The sequence below is a fragment of the Streptomyces sp. NPDC002926 genome (genome assembly GCF_053591755.1).
Window position 1 is genome coordinate 318,672 of sequence record NZ_JBSFUK010000004.1, and the last position, 20,324, is coordinate 338,995.

Genomic DNA, 20,324 nt, shown 5'->3' on the forward strand with positions numbered 1-20,324 from the left:
CGGGGGTCCCGCCCGAGGTGAGCGCGGTGTCCGGCGCCTTGACCTCGTACACCCCGGAAAGCCGCACAACCCGGGAAGAGTTGCTCCGCCCGGGCCCTACTTGCCGGGTCGGCCGGGCCCGCCACCCGGGTGCGGGGGCCGCGACATCGTGGCGCACATCACAGCCAACGCCATTCCGCCCAGCATGAAGACGAGCGGTCCGATCCCCGCGGAGAACAGCCCGTCGCCCTCCGGGCGCCCGATGCTGAGCAGCACGATCGCGAGCAGCCAGCCCACGGCCGGCGCCAGCACGCCGAGCTGCGTTCCGGTGGCCCGCAGCGAACCGTAGAACAGACCTGCCGTGGCGAGCAGGGCGAGCACCAACCCGCCGGGGAACCAGGCCCCTTGGACCAGTGAACCGGCGAAGCCGATGAGCGCACCGAGAACGGCGAGTCCGAGGTAGGCGGCGATCCGGCCCGGCTTCGGCGACCGGGAGAGCCAGGCCCCCGGCACATGCTGTCCGCCTGTCGATCCGCTCATGCCGGCACCCCCGCGAAGAGATCGTGTTCGCGCGCTCCGGCCGGTGCTCCGGACTCGCCCCGCACCAACTGGTAGTACTCGGTCGCGAAGATCGGCTGCCCCAGGTCGTTGGAGAGTGCGAAGAAGGGGCCGTCCACGGCGATTTGGGTGGCATGGGCGCGCATCGCCGCCGCCTTCTGTTCCGCGTACGCCGTGGCATCGATTTCGGTGGTGATCTCGGAGTCGTCCACAACACCCGGAATGTCGTCGAGGGCCGCGATGCCCGGGAAGTCCGCACCGGCGGCGCGGAGCCGGGCGAAGCCTTCCTCGGCCACCGAGCGCGGCACCCGGTTCCAGTAGATCTTGGCGATGGTGTGCGCCTCGCCGAGATCGCGTCGGAAGGCGGGATCGGCGGCCAGCTCGGCGGCGCGCATCGCGACCCGGTGCGCCTGGATGTGGTCGGGATGTCCGTAGCCGCCGCGCGGGTCGTACGTCACGAGCACCTGCGGACGCACGGAACGAATCACCTCGACGAGATACGGGGCCGCCTCGTCCACATCGGTGTTCCAGAACGCGCCCTCACGGTGGTTCTGCTCCACGCCCATCATCCCGGAGTCCCGGAACCTGCCGGGACCCGCGAGGAAGCGGTGGTCGGTGACGCCCAGCTCCTTCATCGCGGCGGCCAGTTCGCCGACGCGATGAACGCCCAGCCGGTCCTCCCGGTCGGGCGCGAGATGGGCGAGGTCGGGCGGGATGACCTCGCCCTCCTCACCGAGTGTGCAGGTCACCAGGGTGACCTGGGCGCCGGCGGCCGCGTACAGAGCCATCGTCGCGCCGTTGTTGATCGACTCGTCGTCCGGGTGCGCGTGCACCAGGAGCAGACGACGGGCGGGAAGATCCTTCATACCGGACAGCCTACGAGGCCTGACCTTCGCTAGAACTTGATGCCGCCGATCATTCCGGCCACGTTTGTCGTGAGTTCGTTGATGGTGGGGGCAATGGACGAGCTTGCGAGATAGAACCCGAGCAACACGCAGACCGCCGCATGCCCACCCTTCAGCCCGGACTTCCGGACCAGCAGGAAGACGACGATCGCCAGCAGCACCACCGCCGAAATCGAGAGTGCCACGGCGGTTCACCTCCACAGATATTCGGTAGGGACGGGCAGGTTGCATGTGCCGGGGGGTTCATACCCACCTTGCGCTACGGATCATAACTATCCGTACCAACGCATCGATCGGTGCACGGCAGCACATGGGGGCGCACGAACGCTAGGTTCGGTCGCATGACCTCGAGGCAGCAGCTCTCCTTCCCGCGTCAGTACGCCAGGACCCAGCGCTTCACGCTGGGCGCACCGCGCGCCTTCACCGTGTCCCCGGACGGCTCCCGGGTGGTGTTCCTCCGTTCGGCCTCCGGGACCGACCGGACGGGCCGGCTCTGGGTGCTGGATCTCGACGCGCGCGGACGCCAGGCCCAGGAACGCCTGGCCGCCGATCCGGACGCGCTGCTCGGCGGTGCCGCGGAGAAGCTGTCGGCGAAGGAGCGGGCCCGGCGCGAGCGCAGCCGGGAGGGGTCGGCGGGCATCGTCGGCTACGCGGTGGACCAGGCTGTCGAGTTGGCGGCGTTCGCGCTGTCGGGGCGGCTGTACACGGCCGAGCTGCGGGCCGGGACCACGCGCGAACTGCGGGTGCCCGGGCCGGTGATCGACCCCCGGCCGTCTCCCGACGGCCGCCATGTCGCCTATGTGGCGGGCGGCGCGCTGCGGGTGAGTGGTGCGGAGGGTGAAGGTGACCGGGCGCTGGCCGAGCCGGAGGACGAGCAGAGCGCGTACGGTCTCGCGGAGTTCATCGCGGCCGAGGAGATGGACCGCTCGCGCGGCTTCTGGTGGGCGCCCGAGTCGGACCGGCTGCTGGTCGCCCGGGTCGACGAGCGGGACGTACAGCGCTGGTGGATCTCCGATCCCGCGCATCCGGACCGGGAGCCGGAGCGGGTGGCGTATCCGGCGGCGGGGACGCCCAACGCCGAGGTGCGGCTGTTCCTGCTCACCCTGGACGGAGGGCGTACGGAGGTGAGCTGGGACCGGGCCCGCTATCCGTATCTGGCACGGGTGCACTGGTCGTCCGCGGGCGCTCCGCTGCTGCTCGTCCAGTCCCGGGACCAGCGGACCCAGCTGTATCTGGCCGTGGACACGGAGTCGGGCGAGACCCGGACGGTGCATGTCGACGAGGATCCGGTGTGGCTCGAGCTCTTCCCCGGGGTGCCGGCCTGGGCGCCGGACGGGCGTCTGGTGCGGATCGCGGACGAGGGCGGGGCACGGGTGCTCGCGGTGGGCGACCGGGCGCTGACCGGAGCGCAGTTGCAGCTGCGGGCGGTGCTGGACATCGGCGAGAGCGACGTCCTGGTGTCGGCGGCGGCGGGCGAGGAGGCCGCGGAGCCGGAGACCGGCGAGATCCATGTGTACCGGGTCAATGAGCTGGGGATCGAGCGGATCTCGGACGGTGCGGGAGTGCACTCGGCGGTGCGCTCCGGCGGGGTGACGGTACTGGCTTCGTCCCGTACGGAGATGAGTGGCGCGTCCGTGCAGGTGCTGCGGGACGGGAAGCCGGTCGCGGTCGTCGCGTCGCATGCGGAACAGCCGGTGCTGAAGGCCCGGGTGCGGCTCTGTGAGGGGGGCGCGCACCGGATTCCGTGTGCCGTGCTGCTGCCCTCCGGCTACAACGAGTCGGACGGGCCGCTTCCGGTTCTACTGGACCCGTACGGGGGACCGCACGGTCAGCGGGTGTACGCGGCACAGAATCCGTATCTCACCTCCCAGTGGTTCGCCGACCAGGGATTCGCGGTGATCGTCGTGGACGGCCGGGGCGCTCCGGGCCGCTCCCCGGGCTGGGAGAAGGCCGTCAAGGACAACTTCCCGCTCACTCTCGACGACCAGATCGAGGCGCTGCACTCGCTCGCCGGGACCTTCCCGCTGGATCTCGGCCGGGTGGCGATCCGCGGCTGGTCGTACGGCGGCTATCTGGCCGCGCTCGCGGTGCTGCGCCGTCCGGATGTCTTCCATGCGGCGGTCGCCGGTGCGCCGGTGACCGATTTCCGGCTGTACGACACCCACTACACCGAGCGCTATCTGGGCGATCCGGCGACGAGGCCCGAGGTGTACGCGGCCAACTCACTCGTCACGGAAGACGGGTTGACGGCCCCGGAGAACCCGCCACGCCCTTTGATGATCATCCATGGTCTGGCGGACGACAATGTGGTGATGGCGCACAGCCTGCGGCTCTCCTCCGCGCTGCTCGCCGCGGGCCGTCCGCATGAGGTGCTGCCGCTGACCGGAGTGACCCACATGACACCGCAGGAGCAGATCGCGGAGAATCTGCTGCTGCTCCAAGTGGACTTCCTCAAGCGGTCGTTGGGGCTGCCGTTCAGGCCGCCCGGCGACTGAGCGGCGGGGCGGGGAGCCTCGGGGGCTACCAGCCCGGCGGCGGTGAGGAGGGCGGCGGCGGGCCGAATCCGCCGCCGGCCTGCGGCGGACCGTAGCCGCTCTGCGGACGGCCGTAGGCGGACTGCGGCCGCCGCCGGTCAGGGACACCGCCGTCCGACGGGCCCCTCTCGCCCCGTCGGGCGAGCGCGAGCAGCAGCACCGCACCGGCCGCCAGCTCGAACAGCCAGGTACCCAAGAGGAGTTGCTCGCGGAACGGCAGATCGCCGAGCCGGGAGAAGAGACGGTTCCGTACGGCGAAGTCGAGCCCGGTCCCACCCATGCCCACCAGGAACACCGCGAGCACCAGCCCCAGCGGCCGCGAGAAGACGGCGCGGAACAGCGCACCGGCCGCCGCCACCAGGGCGAGCACCACCATCACCGCGGTCAGCCAGCCCGGCGGAACCCCGAGCAACGGCAGCCGGACCGTCTCGCTGCCGGTGAACCGGTCGGGATAGCGCGTGCCCGCGTACCCGGTGGCCGTGTCGATCTCCCAGGCCACCAGCACGCCCGCCGACGCGCCCAGCAGCAGAAAGGCGAGCACCGAGACACCCTGGGTGGGCCGGGTCGGCGTCCGCTCAGGGGCGTACGTGTCATGGGTGGCGTACGAGTCGTAGGCCGCGCCGGGCGCACGTCGGCCCGCGGCGGCCGTGATGATCAGTCCGATGCCGAGCCCGAGCGCGGCGAAGACGCAATACATGGCCCGGGTGCGCAGTTGATGGGTGGACAGCACATCCATCCAGGAGGAGCTGATCACCCACAACCCCGGCAGCCGTACGGCGAGCGTGATCACTCCGGCTGTCACCAGGGCCGCGGCCGCGACGGGCGAGCGCGGGGCGGTGATGGCCACGGTGACGTACACCGCCAGCAGCAGCGGGTCCTGGAGGGTGGTCGTCAGGGGGGCGGGGGCAGCGCTGCGGCGGCTGCCGGTCCAGTGCCGCCAGAGATCGAGCGGACTGACGGCCGTGGTGAGATCCCGGACGATCCAGGCAGCCACGATGAGCGCGAGCGCGGCACACAGCACCGCTCCGGTGATCCGGGCCGCCCGCGTGAGAGTCACAAGGGGGATCCTGCATCGCCGTACACCCTTGAACAAGGGCTCGCGCGGCGCGCGGGCGACCGGCCGGGGCTACATGGCGAGCCCCGGCCGGTCTACGGCACCCGCACGGCCGTACGCTGTTCAGCCTGACGCGTTCGTATATCGGAGTTGCGACAGTCAAGTTGCCTATGTGTTAACGAAATTGATGGGCATTTATCGAGCTATGTCGCTCGCCCAGAAGGCCTGTCAAGCACGTAGGCGGATCGATCTGCAGAACCTTCGCCCAAGAAGCGCATGGACAACACAGCTTGCGCCGCGAGACTCTTGACTGGCACACCCACGATTGCCACAGTCCGCTCAAACAGCGGCGTTCACCGACGTCCGCGGCCGGTGCGTAAGTCATGAACCGAGAGTCATGAGTTGCGGGGGCGAGAAGTGACGTGACGATTCCATCCCGTGCCGGGTCGACCGGCCCGGCGGCCGAGACCGGGCCGCTCCCTGACGCTCTGAGCAAGGGGGAGCGGACGCTTGTCGGCCGGTCCCCGGGCCAGTTGGCATGGCGGCGCTTCACACGCGATCGTACGGGCTTGCTTGCCGCGTACATCGTGCTGTTCTTCTTCCTCGTGGCGGCGCTCGCTCCGGTGATCGGCCGGCTGTACGGAAAGGATCCGTACATCACCTACGGCCTCGACCGTCCGGAACTGCTCGATCCGGTCACCAGCTATCCGATGAAACCGAACGGCGGCATCGACGGAGAATTCTGGTTCGGAATCGAGCCGAGACTGGGCCGCGACGTTCTGATGCAGTTGGTGTACGGAATCAGGACCTCGCTCCTGATCGGCCTGGCGGCCACCGTTCTCTCCACCATCACGGGAATTCTCGTCGGTGTGACGGCAGGCTACCTGGGCGGCCGTACCGACTACTTCCTCGGCCGCTTCATCGATCTGCTGCTCTCGTTCCCGCAGCAGCTCTTCTTCGTCGCCTTCATGCCGGTGGTCACCGCGCTCTTCGTGAGCCCGCAGAAGGAGACCCCGACCTACTTCCGGGTCACGGCGCTGGTGCTCGTCCTGTGGCTGCTGGGCTGGATGACGCTGGCGCGGCTGCTGAGATCCTCGGTACTGAGCCTGCGCGAGAGGGAGTTCATCGAGGCCGCCAAGGTCACCGGCGCTCCGCCCTGGCGCATCATCCGCCGGGAGCTGCTGCCGAATGTGACGACACCGATCCTGGTGCAGTCCACGCTGATGCTGCCCAACTTCGTGACCCTCGAGGCCGGCCTCTCCTTCCTCGGGGTGGGTCTGGTGGAGCCGACACCCGACTGGGGCCGGATGTTCGCCAAGGGTGCCGACTTCTACGAGGGCGACATCACGTACATGTTCTTTCCGGGCATCGCCATGGTGATCTTCGTGGTCGCCTTCAATCTGCTCGGGGACTCGGTCCGGGACGCCATCGACCCGAAGACCAGGCGTTGACGCACGTCGCAAGGCACTGACTGTTCCCTCCGACGAGGCAGGTGAGTGGAGACCATGACATCCACCATTCGGCGAAGAGTGCGGATTCCGGCCGTCGCGGTTGCCGCCGGCGCGCTTGTGCTGTCCGCGTGCAGCAGCGGCGGCGGAGGCGACAGCAAGGACAAACAGTCCAAGGAACCCGGACTCACGCAGCAGTCCATCACCATCGGCACCGCCCAGGACTCCACCGGACCCGCCCCGGACCTGCCGGGGGCCAAGCCGGGCGGCACGGTCACCGTGCTGCAGCGTGACGCCTTCGAGCATCTGGACCCCGGCCAGATCTATGTCAGCGACGAACTGATCATGCAGACGCTGTTCAACCGCACGCTCACCACGTACAACGTCGACGACAGGACCGGCAAGGTGACGCTGGTCGGCGACCTCGCCACGGACACCGGCAGGTCCTCCGACGGCGGCAAGACCTGGACGTACACCCTGAAGGACGGGCTGAAGTTCGAGGACGGTACGCCGATCACCTCGAAGGACGTACGGCACGGCGTCGAGCGGCTGTACGCCGAGTACCAGGTGAGCGGGCCGACGTATCTGCAGCAGTGGCTCTCCGGAGCCGGTCAGACCTTCCGCAAGGCGCTGCCGGACGGCCCGTACAAGGGCAAACATCTGCCGGACAGCGTGCTGGCGACACCGGACGACAAGACCATCGTCTTCCACTTCGCCCAGCCGCGCGCCGAAGTGCCGTTCGCGGTCGCCATGCCGAACATCACCGCGGTCCCGGCGGCCAAGGACACCAAGGAGAAGTACGACAAGGCGCCGGTCGCGTCGGGGCCGTACAAGATTCGGAACTTCAAGCCGGACAAGAGCATCGAGTTCGTCAGGAACACCAACTGGGACCCGAAGTCGGACGCCGTACGCCACCAGTACGCCGACAGGTTCGCGGTCACCTTCGGCCACCAGTGGGTGGACTCCACCCGCCGGCTCGTCGCCGAACAGGGCGCCGACAAGACCGGTATGACCTTCACCAACGCGGTCGACCCGTCGCTGATCTCGACGGTCCTGAAGAACAAGGACGCGATGGCGAGGTCGCTCACGAAGACCCAGCCGTACGTCGACGTGGTCAGCTTCAACATGGACCGGATCAAGGACAAGCGGGTCCGCGAGGCGCTGGCCTGGGCCTGGCCCTCGGGTCAGGTGCTGCAGCAGTACGGCGGGGTCAAGGCAGGCGAGGTCGCGGGCTCTCTGGTCGGCCCGACCCTCAAGGGCTACCAGCCGGTCGACCCGTTCGAGAAGAAGAAGTACCCGGCGGGCAACCCCGAGAAGGCCAAGGCACTGCTGAAGGAGGCGGGCGCGGAGGGCAGGACGATCGTCTATGCCTACGCCAACACCGGCCCCGCCCAGAACTCCGCGGTGGTCGTGGAACGGGCACTGGAGAAGGCCGGCTTCAAGGTGGAGAAGAAGGAGCTCGACTCCTCGACGTACTACACGCAGATCGGCAAGGTGAGGAACCAGTACGACGCCTACCGCTCCTCGTGGGGCGCCGACTGGCCGTCCGCGTCGACGGTCGTGCCGCCGCTCTACGACGGCAGGAACATCTACGACGACTCGGCGAACTACTCGCACCTCAACTCCCCCGCCGTCAACGGTGATATCGCCAAGGCGGAGAAGATCGGCGACATCGACCGGGCCGGCAGCGAGTGGGTCAGGATCGGCCAGAAGATCCTGACCGACGAGGTTCCGCAGGTGCCGATCTTCTACAACCGGCTGTTCACGCTCTGGGGTTCGGGCATCGGCGGCGTGAAGTTCCACGAGCCGTACGGCGCCGTGGACCCGACCGCCGTGTACGTCAAGTAGTCACCGGCGCACCGGATCGGCTCCCCGCCCCCCGACGGTGCAGGGAGCCTCCTCCGGTCCTCTCCCGGAAGCCCGCGAGGCCATGCTGAGATTCCTCGTCCGCCGCTCGCTCGGCGCTCTCGTCATCCTTCTGGTGATCAGCGCGGTCACCTTCTTCCTGTTCTTCGCGCTGCCCGCCGAGCCCGCCCGGCTGGCCTGCGGGAAGAACTGCGATCCGGCCGCTCTCGCGCTCATCAACAGCAACCTCGGCCTCGACAAGCCGGTCCCGGTGCAGTACTGGGACTTCATGGTGGGGATCTTCGCGGGCCGTGACTTCACCGTCGGGCACTGTGACGCGCCGTGCTTCGGCTACTCGTTCGTCAATCAGGAATCGGTGTGGGGCACGATCCTCGACCGCTTCCCGACCACGCTCTCCCTCGCCTTCGGCGGCGCGGCCGTCTTCCTCCTCGTCGGAGTGGGCATCGGCCTGCTGGCCGCCGCGTACCGCGGGACCTGGGTCGACAAGTTCTTCAGCTCGCTGTCGCTGCTCGGCTCGTCACTGCAGATCTACTTCGTCGGCGTACTCTGCCTCGCGCTGTTCGTCTCCCACCTCGGCTGGCTGGATCAGCCCGAATACGTTCCGATCACCGAGGATCCGGCGGGGTGGTTCGCCGGGATGATGCTGCCGTGGCTCGTCCTCTCGATGATCTTCATCGCCAACTACAGCCGCCTCGCACGGTCGTTGATGGCCGAGCAGCTCCAGGAGGAGCATGTCCGGGCCGCCCGCGCCAAGGGCCTCGCCCGCCGGACCGTCTTCTTCCGGTACGCCTTGCGAGGCGCGGTCGCCCCGGTCCTGACCATCTTCGGCATGGACCTCGGCTCACTGCTTGGCGGCGCGATGATCACCGAGGTCACCTTCACCCTGCACGGCATCGGACGCCTTGCGGTGCAGTCCGTGCAGCTCACCGATCTGCCCATGCTGATGGGCGTGATGCTGATCAGCGCCGCGGCCATCGTCTTCTTCAACATCGTCGTGGACGCCGTCTACGCCCTGCTCGATCCGCGCGTGCGGCCGGCCTAGGAGTCCTGAGCCACATGACCACCCTGACCAAGACCGATCAGCCGCCCCGGCCTGCCGCCGACGGCCCCTTTCTCTCCGTACGCGATCTGTACGTCCACTTCTCCACCGAGGACGGGACGGTGAGGGCCGTCGACGGGATCTCCTTCGATCTGGAGCGCGGCAGGACGCTCGGCATCGTCGGCGAGTCCGGCTCCGGGAAGTCCGTCACGAATCTCTCCATCCTCGGGCTGCACGACCCCAGGTTCACCGAGACCCGGGGCGAGATCCTGCTGGACGGCCAGGAGATGACCGGGGCCGGGGAGCGGACGCTGGAACGGCTGCGCGGCAACAAGGCAGCGATGATCTTCCAGGACTCGCTGACCGCGCTCTCGCCGTACTACACGATCGGCCGGCAGATCTCCGAGCCGTACCGCAAGCACACCGGGGCATCCAGGCGGGAGGCGTGGGCGCGGGCGGTCCGGATGCTGGAGAAGGTCGGTATTCCGCAGCCGAAGTTGCGGGCGCACGACTACCCGCACCAGTTCAGCGGCGGTATGCGGCAGCGCGCGATGATCGCGATGTCGCTGGTGTGCAATCCGGAGCTGCTGATCGCGGACGAGCCGACGACGGCGCTGGACGTCACCGTGCAGGCGCAGATCCTGGACCTGCTGCGCGACCTCCAGCAGGAGTTCGGCTCGGCGATCATCCTGATCACCCATGATCTGGGCGTGGTCGCCAATATCGCCGACGACCTGCTGGTGATGTACGCGGGCCGGGCGGTGGAGCGCGGTTCGGTGCGCGAGATTCTGCGGGGTCCCCAGCACCCGTACACCTGGGGCCTGCTGGGGTCGATGCCACGCCTCGGGTCGGACGTCTCGGAACCGCTGACCCCCATTCCTGGGGCCCCGCCGAGTCTGCTCTCGCCGCCTTCGGGCTGCCCGTTCCGTCCGCGCTGCGGCTTCCCCTCCACGGTCGGCGGCACCACCTGCGAGGACGTACGGCCGGAGCTGCCCGAGGGGCGGGGCTCCGCCTGCCACCTCACGGCCGAGCGGAAGCAAACCGTCTTCATCGAGCAGATCAAGCCCCGGCTGGGGTAGGGAGAGACGCGACATGGCGCACAGAGCCACCATCCCCGCCCCGCGCGACCGGGCTGTCGCCGACGGCGAGGTCCTGATGACGGCGGAAGGGCTGACGAAGCACTTCCCGATCACGGGCGGTTTTCCGTTCAAACGGCGGATCGGCGCGGTTCAGGCGGTCGACGGCATCAATCTCACGCTGTACGCGGGCGAGAGCTTCGGGCTCGTCGGCGAGTCGGGCTGCGGCAAGTCGACGACGGGCCGGCTGCTGACCCGTCTCCTGGAACCGACCGCGGGGAAGATCACCTACCGTGGCCAGGACATCAGCCGGGCCGACCGCAAGCAGCTGGCGCCGATACGCCCCGAGATCCAGATGATCTTCCAGGATCCGTACTCGTCGCTGAACCCGCGGCAGACCGTCGGAAAGATCATTTCCGGGCCAATGGAAATCAACAACATACGGCCCAAGGGCGGGCGCGAGACGCGGGTCCGTGAGCTGCTGGAGATCGTCGGCCTGAGCCCCGAGCACTACAACCGCTTCCCGCACGAGTTCTCCGGCGGCCAGCGCCAACGCATCGGCGTGGCAAGGGCCCTGGCGCTGGAGCCGAAACTGATCGTCGCGGACGAACCCGTCTCCGCGCTCGATGTCTCCATCCAGGCGCAGGTCGTCAATCTGCTGCAGGAACTCCAGCGGGAGCTGGGCATCGCCTTCCTCTTCATCGCCCACGACCTGGCGGTCGTACGGCACTTCTCGCAACGGGTGGCGGTGATGTACCTCGGCAAGGTGGTGGAGGTCGGCGACCGCGACTCGATCTACCACCGGCCCCGGCATCCGTACACCCACGCACTGCTCTCCGCCGTCCCGGAGGCGGCGCTGAGCGACGAGGCGGACGCGCGGGCGCAGGTACGCATCCGCCTGGCGGGCGACGTGCCGTCGCCGATCGATCCGCCGTCGGGCTGCCGTTTCCGTACGCGCTGCTGGAAGGCGCGGTCGAAGTGCGCGAGCGAGGTACCGCCGCTGGTGCGGATCGAGGGGAACCTCGAGGGTCACCTGACGGCGTGCCACTTCCCCCAGGAGCCGACGCGGGTGCGGGAGGAGGACGTGATCCTGGATCCGGCGCTGCGGGACCTGGAGGCGGACACGGGCTGAGATTCGGCCCCTCCGGCGTTCGGGAGCGGGTCGGGCGGAGCGGAGCCGCAGGGGGCGGGTCACTCGGCGTCCGGCTCCTCCTCCGTCGGCACCACGCGCTTCTCCTCCGCGAAGTGGCACGCCGAGGCATGATGCGCCGGCCCGCTCGCCAGCCGGAACTCCGCCGGCACCGCCAGCGTCGGCACCTCCAGCTCGCACCGCTCCTGCGCCTTCCAGCACCGCGTACGGAAGCGGCAGCCGGACGGGATGTTCGCCGGCGACGGCACATCACCGCGCAGAATGATCCGCTCCCGGTGCTCACGCGCCTCCGGGTCCGGCACCGGAACTGCCGACAGCAGCGCCTGGGTGTACGGATGTGTCGGATGGTCGTAGATCTCCGCGTTCTTGCCGATCTCCACGATCCGCCCCAGATACATCACGCCCACCCGGTCCGAGATGTGCCGGACGATCGACAGGTCGTGCGCGATGAAGACGTAGCTCAGGCTGAATTCACTCTGCAGCTGGTCCAGCAGATTGATGACCTGCGCCTGCACGGAGACGTCCAGCGCGGAGACCGGCTCGTCGGCCACGATGACCTCCGGCTGGAGAGCCAGACCGCGCGCGATGCCGATGCGCTGCCGCTGACCGCCGCTGAACTGGTGCGGATAGCGGTTGATATACTCGGGGTTGAGACCGACGACATCGAGGAGGTCCTGGACCTTTCGGCGCCGGTCGCCCTTGGGCGCCACCTCGGGATGGATCTCGTACGGCTCACCGATGATGTCGCCGACCGTCATCCGCGGATTGAGCGAGGTGTACGGGTCCTGGAAGACCATCTGGATGTTGCGGCGGACCGCCTTCAGCGCGCGCCCGGACAGCTTGGTGATGTCGTCGCCCTTGTACCGGATCGCACCGGCCGTGGGCACCTCCAGGTGCACCAGCATCCTGGCGAGCGTCGACTTGCCGCAGCCCGACTCCCCCACGATGCCGAGCGTCTCGCCCGCGACCAGGTCGAGATCGACGCCATCCACCGCCCTGACCGCGCCGACCTGCTTCTTGAAGAGGATGCCCCGGGTGAGCGGATAGTGCTTGACCAGACCGCGGACCTCCAGGATCGCCTCAGCCATTGAGCGTCTCCTCCCAGAAGTGGCAGGCGCTCCTGCGGTCCTCGGACACCTGGTACAGCGGCGGGACATCGGTCCGGCACACGTCCTGGGCGATCGGACAGCGCGGGTTGAAGGCGCAGCCCGGCGGGATGTTCATCAGGTTCGGCGGCAGGCCCTTGATCGCGTACAGCTCCCGGCCCTTCTGGTCCAGGCGCGGGATCGACTCCAGCAGGCCCTTGGTGTACGGATGGGCCGGGGCCTTGTAGATGTCGTGGACGGGAGCCGTCTCGACGATCCGGCCCGCGTACATCACCGCGATCTTGTCGGCGACGTCGGCGACCACGCCCAGGTCGTGGGTGATCAGGATGAGCCCCATGTTCAGCTCGGTCCGGAGATTGGCCAGCAGATCCATCACCTGGGCCTGGACGGTGACGTCCAGCGCGGTCGTCGGCTCGTCCGCGATGATCAGGTCCGGCTCCAGGGACAGCGCCATGGCGATCATGATGCGCTGGCGCATGCCGCCGCTGAACTGGTGCGGATACTGCCCGACCCGCTCCTTCGCCCCCGGGATGCCCACCCGCTCCATCAGCTCGACGGCCCTGGCCCGCGCGTCCTTGCGCGACATCCTGCGGTGGACGGTGAACATTTCGCCGAGCTGGTCGCCGACGCTCAGCACCGGGTTCAAGGACGAGAGAGCGTCCTGGAAGATCATGGCCATCCCGGCCCCACGGATCTTCCGCCGCTCCTCCTCCTTGAGCAGCAGCAGATCCTGTCCCCTGAAGAGGACCTCGCCGCCGGCGATCTTCCCCGGGGGCGTGTCCAGGATTCCCATGATCGCCTGCGCGGTGACGGACTTGCCGGACCCGGATTCGCCCAGTACCGCGAGCGTCTCGCCTTCGTCCACCGTGTAGTTGACGCCGTTGACGGCCTTGGCCACGCCGTCCCGCGTACGGAACTCCACGTGCAGATCGCGCACTTCGAGCAACATGGCGGCTTCCTCAGCGCAGCTTGGGGTCGAGGGCGTCGCGCACCGCGTCGCCGAGCATGATGAACGCGAGCACCGTGACCGCCAGCGCGCCGGCCGGCCAGAGGAGCATGTGCGGAGCATTGCGGATGTACGGGGACGCGGAGGAGATGTCGATGCCCCAGGACACGGTCGGCGGCTTCAGCCCCACACCGAGGTAGGAGAGCGTCGCCTCCAGCGAGATGTACGTACCGAGCGCGATGGTCGCCACGACGATCACCGGCGCGACGGCGTTGGGGGTGATGTGCCTCAGCAGGATCCGGGAGTGGGAGGCACCGAGCGCCCGGGCAGCCTGGACGTAGTCGTTCTGTTTGGCGGTGATGACCGAGCCGCGTGCGATACGGGAGAGCTGCGGCCAGCCCAGCAGCACCATGAAGCCGATGACGGGCCAGACCGTGGTGCTGGTGACGACGGACAGCAGGACCAGACCGCCGAGGACGACGGGGATGCCGAAGAAGATATCGGTGATCCGGGAGAGAGTCGCGTCCGACGCCCCGCCGAAGAAGCCCGCCAGACCGCCGAGGACGGAACCGAGCAGCGCCACACCGAGAGTGGCGCAGACGCCGACGGTGACCGAGGTCCGCGCGCCGTAGACCGTGCGCGTATAGACGTCGCAGCCCTGCGCGTTGAAGCCGAACGGATGGCCGGGCTGGGAGCCCTGCTGGGCCTTGGCGAGGTCGCACTGGAGCGGATTCTGGGTGGCGATCGACTGGGGCCAGATCGCGATGACGACCAGGAAGAGGATGATCAGGCCCGAGACGATGAAGACGGGGTTGCGACGCAGATCGCGCCAGGCGTCGGACCAGAGGCTGCGGGGCTTCTCGGCAGGGCCTGTGCCCAGCGGACCGCCGGGGGTCTTCTCGAGGGTCGCTCCCTCGGCGGTCGCGAGGTCCATCGCACCGCCGGCGCCGGTGGAGGCGATGGCTCCCCCGTTGTCGTACTGAGGCTCAGGCATACCGGATCCTCGGGTCGAGAACGGCGTACAGAAGGTCGACCAGCAGATTCGCCACCAGGAAGACGATGACGAGCACGGTCACGAAGCCCACGACGGTCTGGGTGTTCTGGCGCAGGATGCCCTGGTAGAGCTGGTAGCCGACGCCATGGATGTTGAAGATGCGCTCGGTGACGATCGCACCGCCCATCAGCGCGCCGATATCGGTGCCGATGAAGGTGACCACCGGGATCAGTGAGTTGCGCAGCAGATGACGGCTGATCACCCGGTGTCTGGGCAGGCCCTTCGCCTTCGCGGTGCGGACGTAGTCGGAGCGGGCGTTCTCGGCGATCGAGGTCCGGGTCAGCCGGGTGACATAGGCGAGCGAGACCGAGGCGAGCACAAGGCCGGGGACGATCAGCTCGTTGACCGGCGCCTCCGGTGAAACGGCGGGCTTGATGATGCCCCACTGGACACCCAGCAGCAGCTGGAGGATGAGACCGGTGACGAAGGTCGGGACCGAGATCACGACCAGGGTGAGCAGCAGCACGCCGGTGTCGACGGGGCGGCCGCGCTTCAGGCCCGTGATCACACCGAGCGTGATGCCGATCAGCATCTCGAAGACGATCGCGACGACGGTGAGCCGGATGGTGACCGGGAAGGCCTCGCCCATCAGCTCGGTGACCTGCTGTCCGTTGAAGGCGGTGCCGAAGTCGCCGGTGAAGACACTGCCCATGTACGTCAGGTACTGCTGCCACACCGGCTTGTCGAGGCCGAACTCCTTGCGCAGCTGGGCGGCCGTCGCCGGGTCGCACTGCCGGTCGCCGCAGAGACCCGCGATGGGGTCGCCCATCACGTTCACCATGAGGAAGATCAGCAGCGTGGCGCCGAAGAAGACCGGGATCATCTGCAGCAGACGCCGGATCACATAACGTCCCATGAAGGGCTCCGGGGTTCGTGGGCGCGGAATGCGGGGAGGCTCGGTGTAGCTGCCGGCCCGGCGCGGTCGGTCGCGCCGGGCCGGATGCTTCTTCCGCCGTCACTTGACCTTGATCTCGTTGTAGACCGGGACGCTGAAGGGGTTCAGTGCGACGTTCGTGACACGGTCCGAGTAGCCGGCGCTGCCGTTCTGGTACCAGAGCGGGATGGCCGCCATCTGGTCCCGTACGACTTCCTCGGCCTTCTGGAAGGTCTCCACGGCCTTCTTCGAATCGGTCTCGGCGTTGGCCTCGTCGACGAGCTTGTCGAACTCCGCGTTGGTCCACAGGCCGTCGTTGGACGAGGCGTTGGTGTAGTAGAGCGGCTGGAGGAAGTTCTGGATCAGCGGGTAGTCCATCTGCCAGCCGGCCCGGAACGGACCGGGCATCTTGTGCTGCCCGATCTGGTTGCGGAAGTCGGCGAAGGTACCGACCGGGTTGCCGACGCAGGCCTTGTCGTTGCCCAGCGCGTTGTTGATGCTGTTGCAGACGGCGTCGATCCACTCCTTGTGCGAGCCGCTGTCCGCGTTGTACGAGATCCTCACCTGGCCGCCGGGGATACCGCCGCCCTCCGTGATCAGCTTCTTCGCCTCGGCGGCGTTGTACTCGCAGGCGTCACCGCACAGGGTGTCGCTGAAGCCGCCGTCCACCCCGAGCACCGGCGAGGTCCAGTCCTTGGCGGGCGTGCGCGTCTTCTGGAAGATCGTGTCGGTGATCTGCCGGCGGTTGATCGCCCTGGACAGGCCCTGGCGGACCTTCACGGCGTCCGGCGTGTTCCAGGCCTTGTCGTAGTACGGGAAGGCAAGGGTCTGGATGATCCCGGCGGGGGTGTTGATGTACCTGCCGCCGAGGTCCGCCTGCACATTCTTGAGCTGCGAGGCCGGCACATCGTCGACAAGATCGAGGTTGCCTGCGGTCAGGTCCGTGTAGGCGGTGTTGTTGTCCGTGTACACATTCAGGTCGACGCCGCCGTTCTGCGCCTTGTCGGAGCCCGGATAGCCGTCCCATCGGCGCATGGCCAGCTTCGAGCCCTTGGCGTACGACTCGACGGTGTACGGACCGTTGCCGATGGGCTTGGACAGCCATGCGTCGTGGCTGTCGAAGAACGCCTGGGGCAGCGGGGAGAAGGCGGCATAGCCGAGGGTGTCGGGCCAGGTGGAGAACTTCTGGGAGAGCTTGACCGTGAAGGTCTTGTCGTTGACGACCTTGAGACCCGAGAGCGTCTGGGCGGTGGGCGTGCCCTTGTCCGGGTGGACCTGTGCGTAGCCGTCGATGTAGCCGAAGAAGTAGGCGTTCTTCTGGTTGTTCTTCAGGCTGGCGCCGTAGTTCCAGGCGTCCACGAAGGACTTGGCGGTGACCTTCTCACCGTTGCTGAAGGTCCAGCCGTCCTTCACGGTGACGGTGAAGTTGACCGAGTCCGTGGTGTCGATCTTCTCGGCGAGCATGTCCTGGGCCTCGCCGGTCTTCGAGTCGTATCTCTTGAGACCGCGGAAGAGCATGTCGAGGACCTTGCCGCCCTGGACCTCGTTGGTGTTCGAGGGCTCCAGCGGGTTCTGCGGGTCGCCCCAGGAGGAGCTCACGATTCCATCGGCACCACCGGCGCCACTGTCGCCGCCGCCGCACGCCGTCGCCGCGAGGCCGGCAGCCATCGCGCATACGGCCCATTTGGCGTGCGTGACTCCACGCATGGAGTGCCTCCTGTGTCCTCAGACTTGCTCAGGCCCAAATATCACCCCATTTCAAGGCAGACCGCATATTCTCCTCGCCCGTGCGCATGAGAGAACCCTCAGATGTATGAACAGCGCGAGCCGGGGCGTTCGACCGGCCCTGCAAGGCGGCACACGTCCCGACCCGGCGTCACTTCTCCTGCGCCGGACCGAGGGCGACAAGTTCGACCTCGAAGCCGTCCTCGTTCTCCAGATAGGCGGCGTAATGCCCCGCGCCTCCGGCGTAGGGATGCCGGTCGCCGAAGAGCAGGCGCCAGCCATGCCGACCCGAGTCGGTGACAAGGGCGTCGACCGCGGCCCGTGACTCGATGTGGAAGGCGAGATGGTTGAGGCCCGGCCGGCAGCGGTCGTGGCGGCCGGCCGCCGTCATCGCCGGAGACTGCTCCAGGACCAGATAGGTCGGCCCCAGGCGCCAGCTGCGTCCGGCGTCCCAGTTCTGGAACGGGGTGTAGCCGAGCGCGCCCAGCAGCCATCCGAAGGAAGTGAGAGACCGCTCGAGGTCGGGGACCCAGATCTCGATGTGGTGCAGCGTCCCGCTGACCGGCCGCCTCACGGGCCGGCGCTCCTGGCCGGAGCCGGGGTGAGTCCGGCGTCGAGCCGGGCATGCCTGTGCCTCTCGTGGCCTCCGCCGGTCCCGCCCGAAGCGGGCGGCACCGCGAGCAGCGTGACCCCGGTCGGGCTCAACCGCGTCCTCCAGGTCCACTCGGCACAGCTGACAGCTGCTCAGATTCGCCGGTTCCAAAAAAAACCAGCTGGTCTCCGGTGCGAAATCCGCCCGGAGACCAGCTGCTCTGCTCACACCGCGTGAACGACGTCCTTCTCCTCGGCGAAGTGGCACGCCGATTCGTGCGCCACCGGGGAGTCCACGCCCTTGAAGCGTTCCGGGACCGCCAGCAGCGGGACATCGGTGGCGCACTTGTCCTGCGCCTTCCAGCACCGCGTACGGAACCGGCAGCCTGACGGCGGGTTCGCCGGAGACGGCACGTCGCCGGTGAGGATGATCCGCTCGCGGCCCTCGCGGGCCTCCGGGTCCGGCACCGGGACCGCCGACAGCAGCGCCTGGGTGTAGGGGTGCGTCGGGTGGTCGTAGATCTGCGTGTCCGTACCGATCTCGGCCATCTTGCCGAGGTACATCACGCCGACCCGGTCCGAGATGTGCCGGACGATCGACAGGTCGTGGGCGATGAAGATGTAGGAGAGGTTGAACTCGTCCTGCAGCTTCTCCATCAGGTTGATGACCTGCGCCTGGACGGACACGTCCAGAGCCGAGACCGGCTCGTCGCAGATGATGATCTCCGGGTTGAGCGCCAGGCCGCGGGCGATGCCGATGCGCTGCCGCTGACCGCCGGAGAACTGGTGCGGATAGCGGTTGATGTACTCCGGGTTGAGACCGACGACGTCCAGCAGCTCCTGCACCTTGCGGCGCCGGTCGCCCTTCGGAGCCACCTCCGGGTGGATCTCGTACGGCTCACCGATGATGTCGCCGACCGTCATCCGCGGGTTCAGCGAGGTGTACGGGTCCTGGAACACCATCTGGATGTTGCGGCGGACCGCCTTCAGCGCGCGCCCGGACAGCCTGGTGATGTCCTGGCCCTTGTAGAAGACCTCGCCCGCGGTGGCGGTCTCGAGCATCATCAGCAGCCTGGCGACGGTGGACTTGCCACAGCCGGACTCGCCGACGATGCCGAGCGTCTCACCCTGGTAGAGATCGAAAGAGATCCCGTCCACGGCCTTGACCGCGCCGATCTGCCGCTTGAACAGAATGCCCTGGGTCAGCGGAAAGTGCTTGACCAGGTTGCGCACCTGAAGAATCGGCTCGCCCTGGTCGACCGGGGCCTCGATGGCAGCTACGGCCTCGGCCTCGGTGGCCGCGTCGGCCGTCTCGACCTCGACGATGTTCGGAGTGGCGTCCACGGCCTCGTCCTTGTTGAGCTCAGCCATGGATCTGCTCCTCCCAGAAGTGGCACGCGCTGCCGCGGCCGGGCAGCTCGGAACCGTCCCGCTCCGACACCGGTACCAGTACCGGCGCGTCCGTACGGCAGATGTCCTGCGCCTTCGGGCAGCGCGGGTTGAACGGACAGCCGGCCGGCGCCTTCAGCAGGTTGGGCGGCAGGCCCTTGATTGCGTAGAGCTCCTGGCCCTTCTGGTCCAGGCGCGGGATCGAGTCCAGCAGACCACGGGTGTACGGGTGCGCGGGGCGCTTGTACAGCTCGTGGACCGGAGCGGTCTCGACGATGCGGCCCGCGTACATGACCGCGATCTTGTCGGCGACGTCGGCGACGACGCCGAGGTCGTGGGTGATCAGGATCAGGCCCATCTGGTACTCGCGCTGCAACTCCGCGAGGAGCTCCATGACCTGGGCCTGGACGGTGACGTCCAGCGCGGTCGTGGGCTCGTCCGCGATGATCAGGTCGGGCTCCAGGGCCATCGCCATCGCGATCATGATGCGCTGGCGCATACCGCCGGAGAACTGGTGGGGGTAGTCGTTGACCCGGGCCGCGGCGGCCGGAATCTTGACCTGGTCCATCAGCTCGATGGCCTTGGCCTTGGCGGCCTTCTTGGACATGCCCTGGTGGACGCGGAACATCTCGCCCAGCTGGTTGCCGACGGAGAACACGGGGTTCAGCGCCGACAGGGCGTCCTGGAAGATCATGGCCATCTTGGGGCCGCGCAGCTTGCGGCGCTCGCTCTCGGGGAGCGTGAGGATGTCCCGGCCCTGGAAGAGGATCTCTCCCTTGGCGACCCGCCCGGGAGGCGAGTCGAGGATGCCCATGATGGCCTGCGCGGTGACGGACTTACCGGAGCCCGACTCGCCGAGCACGGCGAGCGTCTCGCCGGACCTGACGCTGTAGTTGACGCCGTTGACCGCCCTGACCACGCCTTCGCGGGTCTTGAACTCGACGTGCAGATCGCGCACTTCGAGTACGGGGGTCTCCTCGTCGCCGGCCCGCTGGCGCGGCACATCGGCGGTGACGTGTGAAGTAGTCAT

Annotated in this window: 18 protein-coding genes; 6 read left to right on the top strand and 12 right to left on the bottom strand. The window is 68.1% G+C overall.

The window, feature by feature from the left end:
* Nucleotides 1–96: 96 nt before the first annotated feature.
* Genes ACWDZ6_RS10570 through ACWDZ6_RS10580 form a run of 3 tightly spaced genes read right to left on the bottom strand, consistent with a single transcriptional unit; the run spans nucleotide 97 to nucleotide 1,627 of the window.
* Entirely contained in the window at nucleotides 97–519 is a 423-nt protein-coding gene (locus tag ACWDZ6_RS10570; protein ID WP_451502549.1) for a DUF6113 family protein, read from the bottom strand.
* Entirely contained in the window at nucleotides 516–1,403 is an 888-nt protein-coding gene (gene mshB / locus ACWDZ6_RS10575; protein WP_451502550.1) for an N-acetyl-1-D-myo-inositol-2-amino-2-deoxy-alpha-D-glucopyranoside deacetylase, read from the bottom strand. The genes ACWDZ6_RS10570 and mshB overlap by 4 nt, the downstream gene beginning before the upstream one ends.
* Before the next feature lie 29 nt (nucleotides 1,404–1,432).
* Nucleotides 1,433–1,627 (bottom strand): hypothetical protein, encoded by a 195-nt coding sequence (locus tag ACWDZ6_RS10580; RefSeq protein ID WP_142213873.1) that lies wholly within the window; start codon nucleotides 1,625–1,627, stop codon nucleotides 1,433–1,435.
* A 156-nt stretch (nucleotides 1,628–1,783) separates the two neighbouring features.
* On the opposite strand from ACWDZ6_RS10580, the gene ACWDZ6_RS10585 reads away from it, so the two are divergent.
* Nucleotides 1,784–3,937: an alpha/beta fold hydrolase gene (locus ACWDZ6_RS10585; protein ID WP_451502551.1), complete on the top strand. Its 2,154-nt coding sequence runs from the start codon at nucleotides 1,784–1,786 to the stop codon at nucleotides 3,935–3,937.
* A 25-nt stretch (nucleotides 3,938–3,962) separates the two neighbouring features.
* Here the strand turns inward: ACWDZ6_RS10585 and ACWDZ6_RS10590 are convergent, their stop codons facing one another.
* The gene (locus tag ACWDZ6_RS10590; RefSeq protein WP_451502552.1) at nucleotides 3,963–5,033 is read right to left on the bottom strand and encodes a hypothetical protein; all 1,071 of its coding nucleotides are present in this window, start codon (nucleotides 5,031–5,033) and stop codon (nucleotides 3,963–3,965) included.
* A gap of 419 nt (nucleotides 5,034–5,452) precedes the next feature.
* Between ACWDZ6_RS10590 and ACWDZ6_RS10595 the strand changes: the two genes are divergently transcribed.
* The 5 genes from ACWDZ6_RS10595 (at nucleotide 5,453) to ACWDZ6_RS10615 (ending at nucleotide 11,591) form a co-directional block, all read left to right on the top strand.
* On the top strand, nucleotides 5,453–6,481 hold the full coding sequence (locus ACWDZ6_RS10595) for an ABC transporter permease (RefSeq protein ID WP_451502553.1): 1,029 nt from the start codon (nucleotides 5,453–5,455) through the stop codon (nucleotides 6,479–6,481).
* Between the two features lie 54 nt (nucleotides 6,482–6,535).
* Nucleotides 6,536–8,326, top strand: a complete 1,791-nt coding sequence (locus ACWDZ6_RS10600) for an ABC transporter substrate-binding protein (protein WP_451502554.1) — start codon at nucleotides 6,536–6,538, stop codon at nucleotides 8,324–8,326.
* Nucleotides 8,327–8,408: 82 nt separating this feature from the next.
* Nucleotides 8,409–9,386 carry an ABC transporter permease gene (locus tag ACWDZ6_RS10605; RefSeq protein WP_366732840.1) on the top strand — a complete coding sequence of 326 codons (978 nt, stop codon included), beginning with the start codon at nucleotides 8,409–8,411 and terminating at the stop codon, nucleotides 9,384–9,386.
* A gap of 14 nt (nucleotides 9,387–9,400) precedes the next feature.
* Nucleotides 9,401–10,462: an ABC transporter ATP-binding protein gene (locus tag ACWDZ6_RS10610; RefSeq protein ID WP_451502555.1), complete on the top strand. Its 1,062-nt coding sequence runs from the start codon at nucleotides 9,401–9,403 to the stop codon at nucleotides 10,460–10,462.
* A gap of 13 nt (nucleotides 10,463–10,475) precedes the next feature.
* Entirely contained in the window at nucleotides 10,476–11,591 is a 1,116-nt protein-coding gene (locus tag ACWDZ6_RS10615; protein ID WP_451502556.1) for an ABC transporter ATP-binding protein, read from the top strand.
* A gap of 59 nt (nucleotides 11,592–11,650) precedes the next feature.
* On the opposite strand, the gene ACWDZ6_RS10620 is transcribed toward ACWDZ6_RS10615, so the two are convergent.
* The 8 genes from ACWDZ6_RS10620 to ACWDZ6_RS10655 all read right to left on the bottom strand — a co-directional run bounded on the left by ACWDZ6_RS10620 (nucleotide 11,651) and on the right by ACWDZ6_RS10655 (nucleotide 20,324).
* Complete coding sequence (locus ACWDZ6_RS10620; protein ID WP_451502557.1) at nucleotides 11,651–12,697, bottom strand: ABC transporter ATP-binding protein; 1,047 nt, start codon at nucleotides 12,695–12,697, stop codon at nucleotides 11,651–11,653.
* Nucleotides 12,690–13,664, bottom strand: coding sequence for an ABC transporter ATP-binding protein (locus ACWDZ6_RS10625; protein WP_451502558.1), 975 nt, complete (start codon nucleotides 13,662–13,664; stop codon nucleotides 12,690–12,692). Before ACWDZ6_RS10625 ends, ACWDZ6_RS10620 begins: the two co-directional genes overlap by 8 nt.
* Nucleotides 13,665–13,674: 10 nt before the next feature.
* Entirely contained in the window at nucleotides 13,675–14,655 is a 981-nt protein-coding gene (locus ACWDZ6_RS10630; protein WP_451502559.1) for an ABC transporter permease, read from the bottom strand.
* Entirely contained in the window at nucleotides 14,648–15,571 is a 924-nt protein-coding gene (locus ACWDZ6_RS10635; RefSeq protein WP_366732846.1) for an ABC transporter permease, read from the bottom strand. The genes ACWDZ6_RS10630 and ACWDZ6_RS10635 overlap by 8 nt, the downstream gene beginning before the upstream one ends.
* A gap of 99 nt (nucleotides 15,572–15,670) precedes the next feature.
* On the bottom strand, nucleotides 15,671–17,296 hold the full coding sequence (locus tag ACWDZ6_RS10640) for a peptide ABC transporter substrate-binding protein (RefSeq protein ID WP_451502560.1): 1,626 nt from the start codon (nucleotides 17,294–17,296) through the stop codon (nucleotides 15,671–15,673).
* A 169-nt stretch (nucleotides 17,297–17,465) separates the two neighbouring features.
* A complete protein-coding gene (locus ACWDZ6_RS10645) occupies nucleotides 17,466–17,888 on the bottom strand; it encodes a VOC family protein (protein ID WP_451502561.1) in 423 nt (140 codons plus the stop codon).
* Nucleotides 17,889–18,130: 242 nt separating this feature from the next.
* Nucleotides 18,131–19,276 (bottom strand): ABC transporter ATP-binding protein, encoded by a 1,146-nt coding sequence (locus ACWDZ6_RS10650; protein ID WP_366732849.1) that lies wholly within the window; start codon nucleotides 19,274–19,276, stop codon nucleotides 18,131–18,133.
* The gene (locus ACWDZ6_RS10655) at nucleotides 19,269–20,324 is read right to left on the bottom strand and encodes an ABC transporter ATP-binding protein (protein ID WP_366732850.1); all 1,056 of its coding nucleotides are present in this window, start codon (nucleotides 20,322–20,324) and stop codon (nucleotides 19,269–19,271) included. The genes ACWDZ6_RS10650 and ACWDZ6_RS10655 overlap by 8 nt, the downstream gene beginning before the upstream one ends.

What these genes read in the sequence shown, in the direction of transcription:
- ACWDZ6_RS10640 (WP_451502560.1), bottom strand. Translation starts at nt 17,296, where the DNA reads ATGCGTGGAGTCACGCACGCCAAATGGGCCGTATGCGCGATGGCTGCC.
- ACWDZ6_RS10570 (WP_451502549.1), bottom strand. Translation starts at nt 519, where the DNA reads ATGAGCGGATCGACAGGCGGACAGCATGTGCCGGGGGCCTGGCTCTCC.
- ACWDZ6_RS10610 (WP_451502555.1), top strand. Translation starts at nt 9,401, where the DNA reads ATGACCACCCTGACCAAGACCGATCAGCCGCCCCGGCCTGCCGCCGAC.
- ACWDZ6_RS10605 (WP_366732840.1), top strand. Translation starts at nt 8,409, where the DNA reads ATGCTGAGATTCCTCGTCCGCCGCTCGCTCGGCGCTCTCGTCATCCTT.
- mshB (WP_451502550.1), bottom strand. Translation starts at nt 1,403, where the DNA reads ATGAAGGATCTTCCCGCCCGTCGTCTGCTCCTGGTGCACGCGCACCCG.
- ACWDZ6_RS10635 (WP_366732846.1), bottom strand. Translation starts at nt 15,571, where the DNA reads ATGGGACGTTATGTGATCCGGCGTCTGCTGCAGATGATCCCGGTCTTC.
- ACWDZ6_RS10630 (WP_451502559.1), bottom strand. Translation starts at nt 14,655, where the DNA reads ATGCCTGAGCCTCAGTACGACAACGGGGGAGCCATCGCCTCCACCGGC.
- ACWDZ6_RS10600 (WP_451502554.1), top strand. Translation starts at nt 6,536, where the DNA reads ATGACATCCACCATTCGGCGAAGAGTGCGGATTCCGGCCGTCGCGGTT.
- ACWDZ6_RS10585 (WP_451502551.1), top strand. Translation starts at nt 1,784, where the DNA reads ATGACCTCGAGGCAGCAGCTCTCCTTCCCGCGTCAGTACGCCAGGACC.
- ACWDZ6_RS10615 (WP_451502556.1), top strand. Translation starts at nt 10,476, where the DNA reads ATGGCGCACAGAGCCACCATCCCCGCCCCGCGCGACCGGGCTGTCGCC.
- ACWDZ6_RS10650 (WP_366732849.1), bottom strand. Translation starts at nt 19,276, where the DNA reads ATGGCTGAGCTCAACAAGGACGAGGCCGTGGACGCCACTCCGAACATC.
- ACWDZ6_RS10620 (WP_451502557.1), bottom strand. Translation starts at nt 12,697, where the DNA reads ATGGCTGAGGCGATCCTGGAGGTCCGCGGTCTGGTCAAGCACTATCCG.
- ACWDZ6_RS10655 (WP_366732850.1), bottom strand. Translation starts at nt 20,324, where the DNA reads ATGACTACTTCACACGTCACCGCCGATGTGCCGCGCCAGCGGGCCGGC.
- ACWDZ6_RS10625 (WP_451502558.1), bottom strand. Translation starts at nt 13,664, where the DNA reads ATGTTGCTCGAAGTGCGCGATCTGCACGTGGAGTTCCGTACGCGGGAC.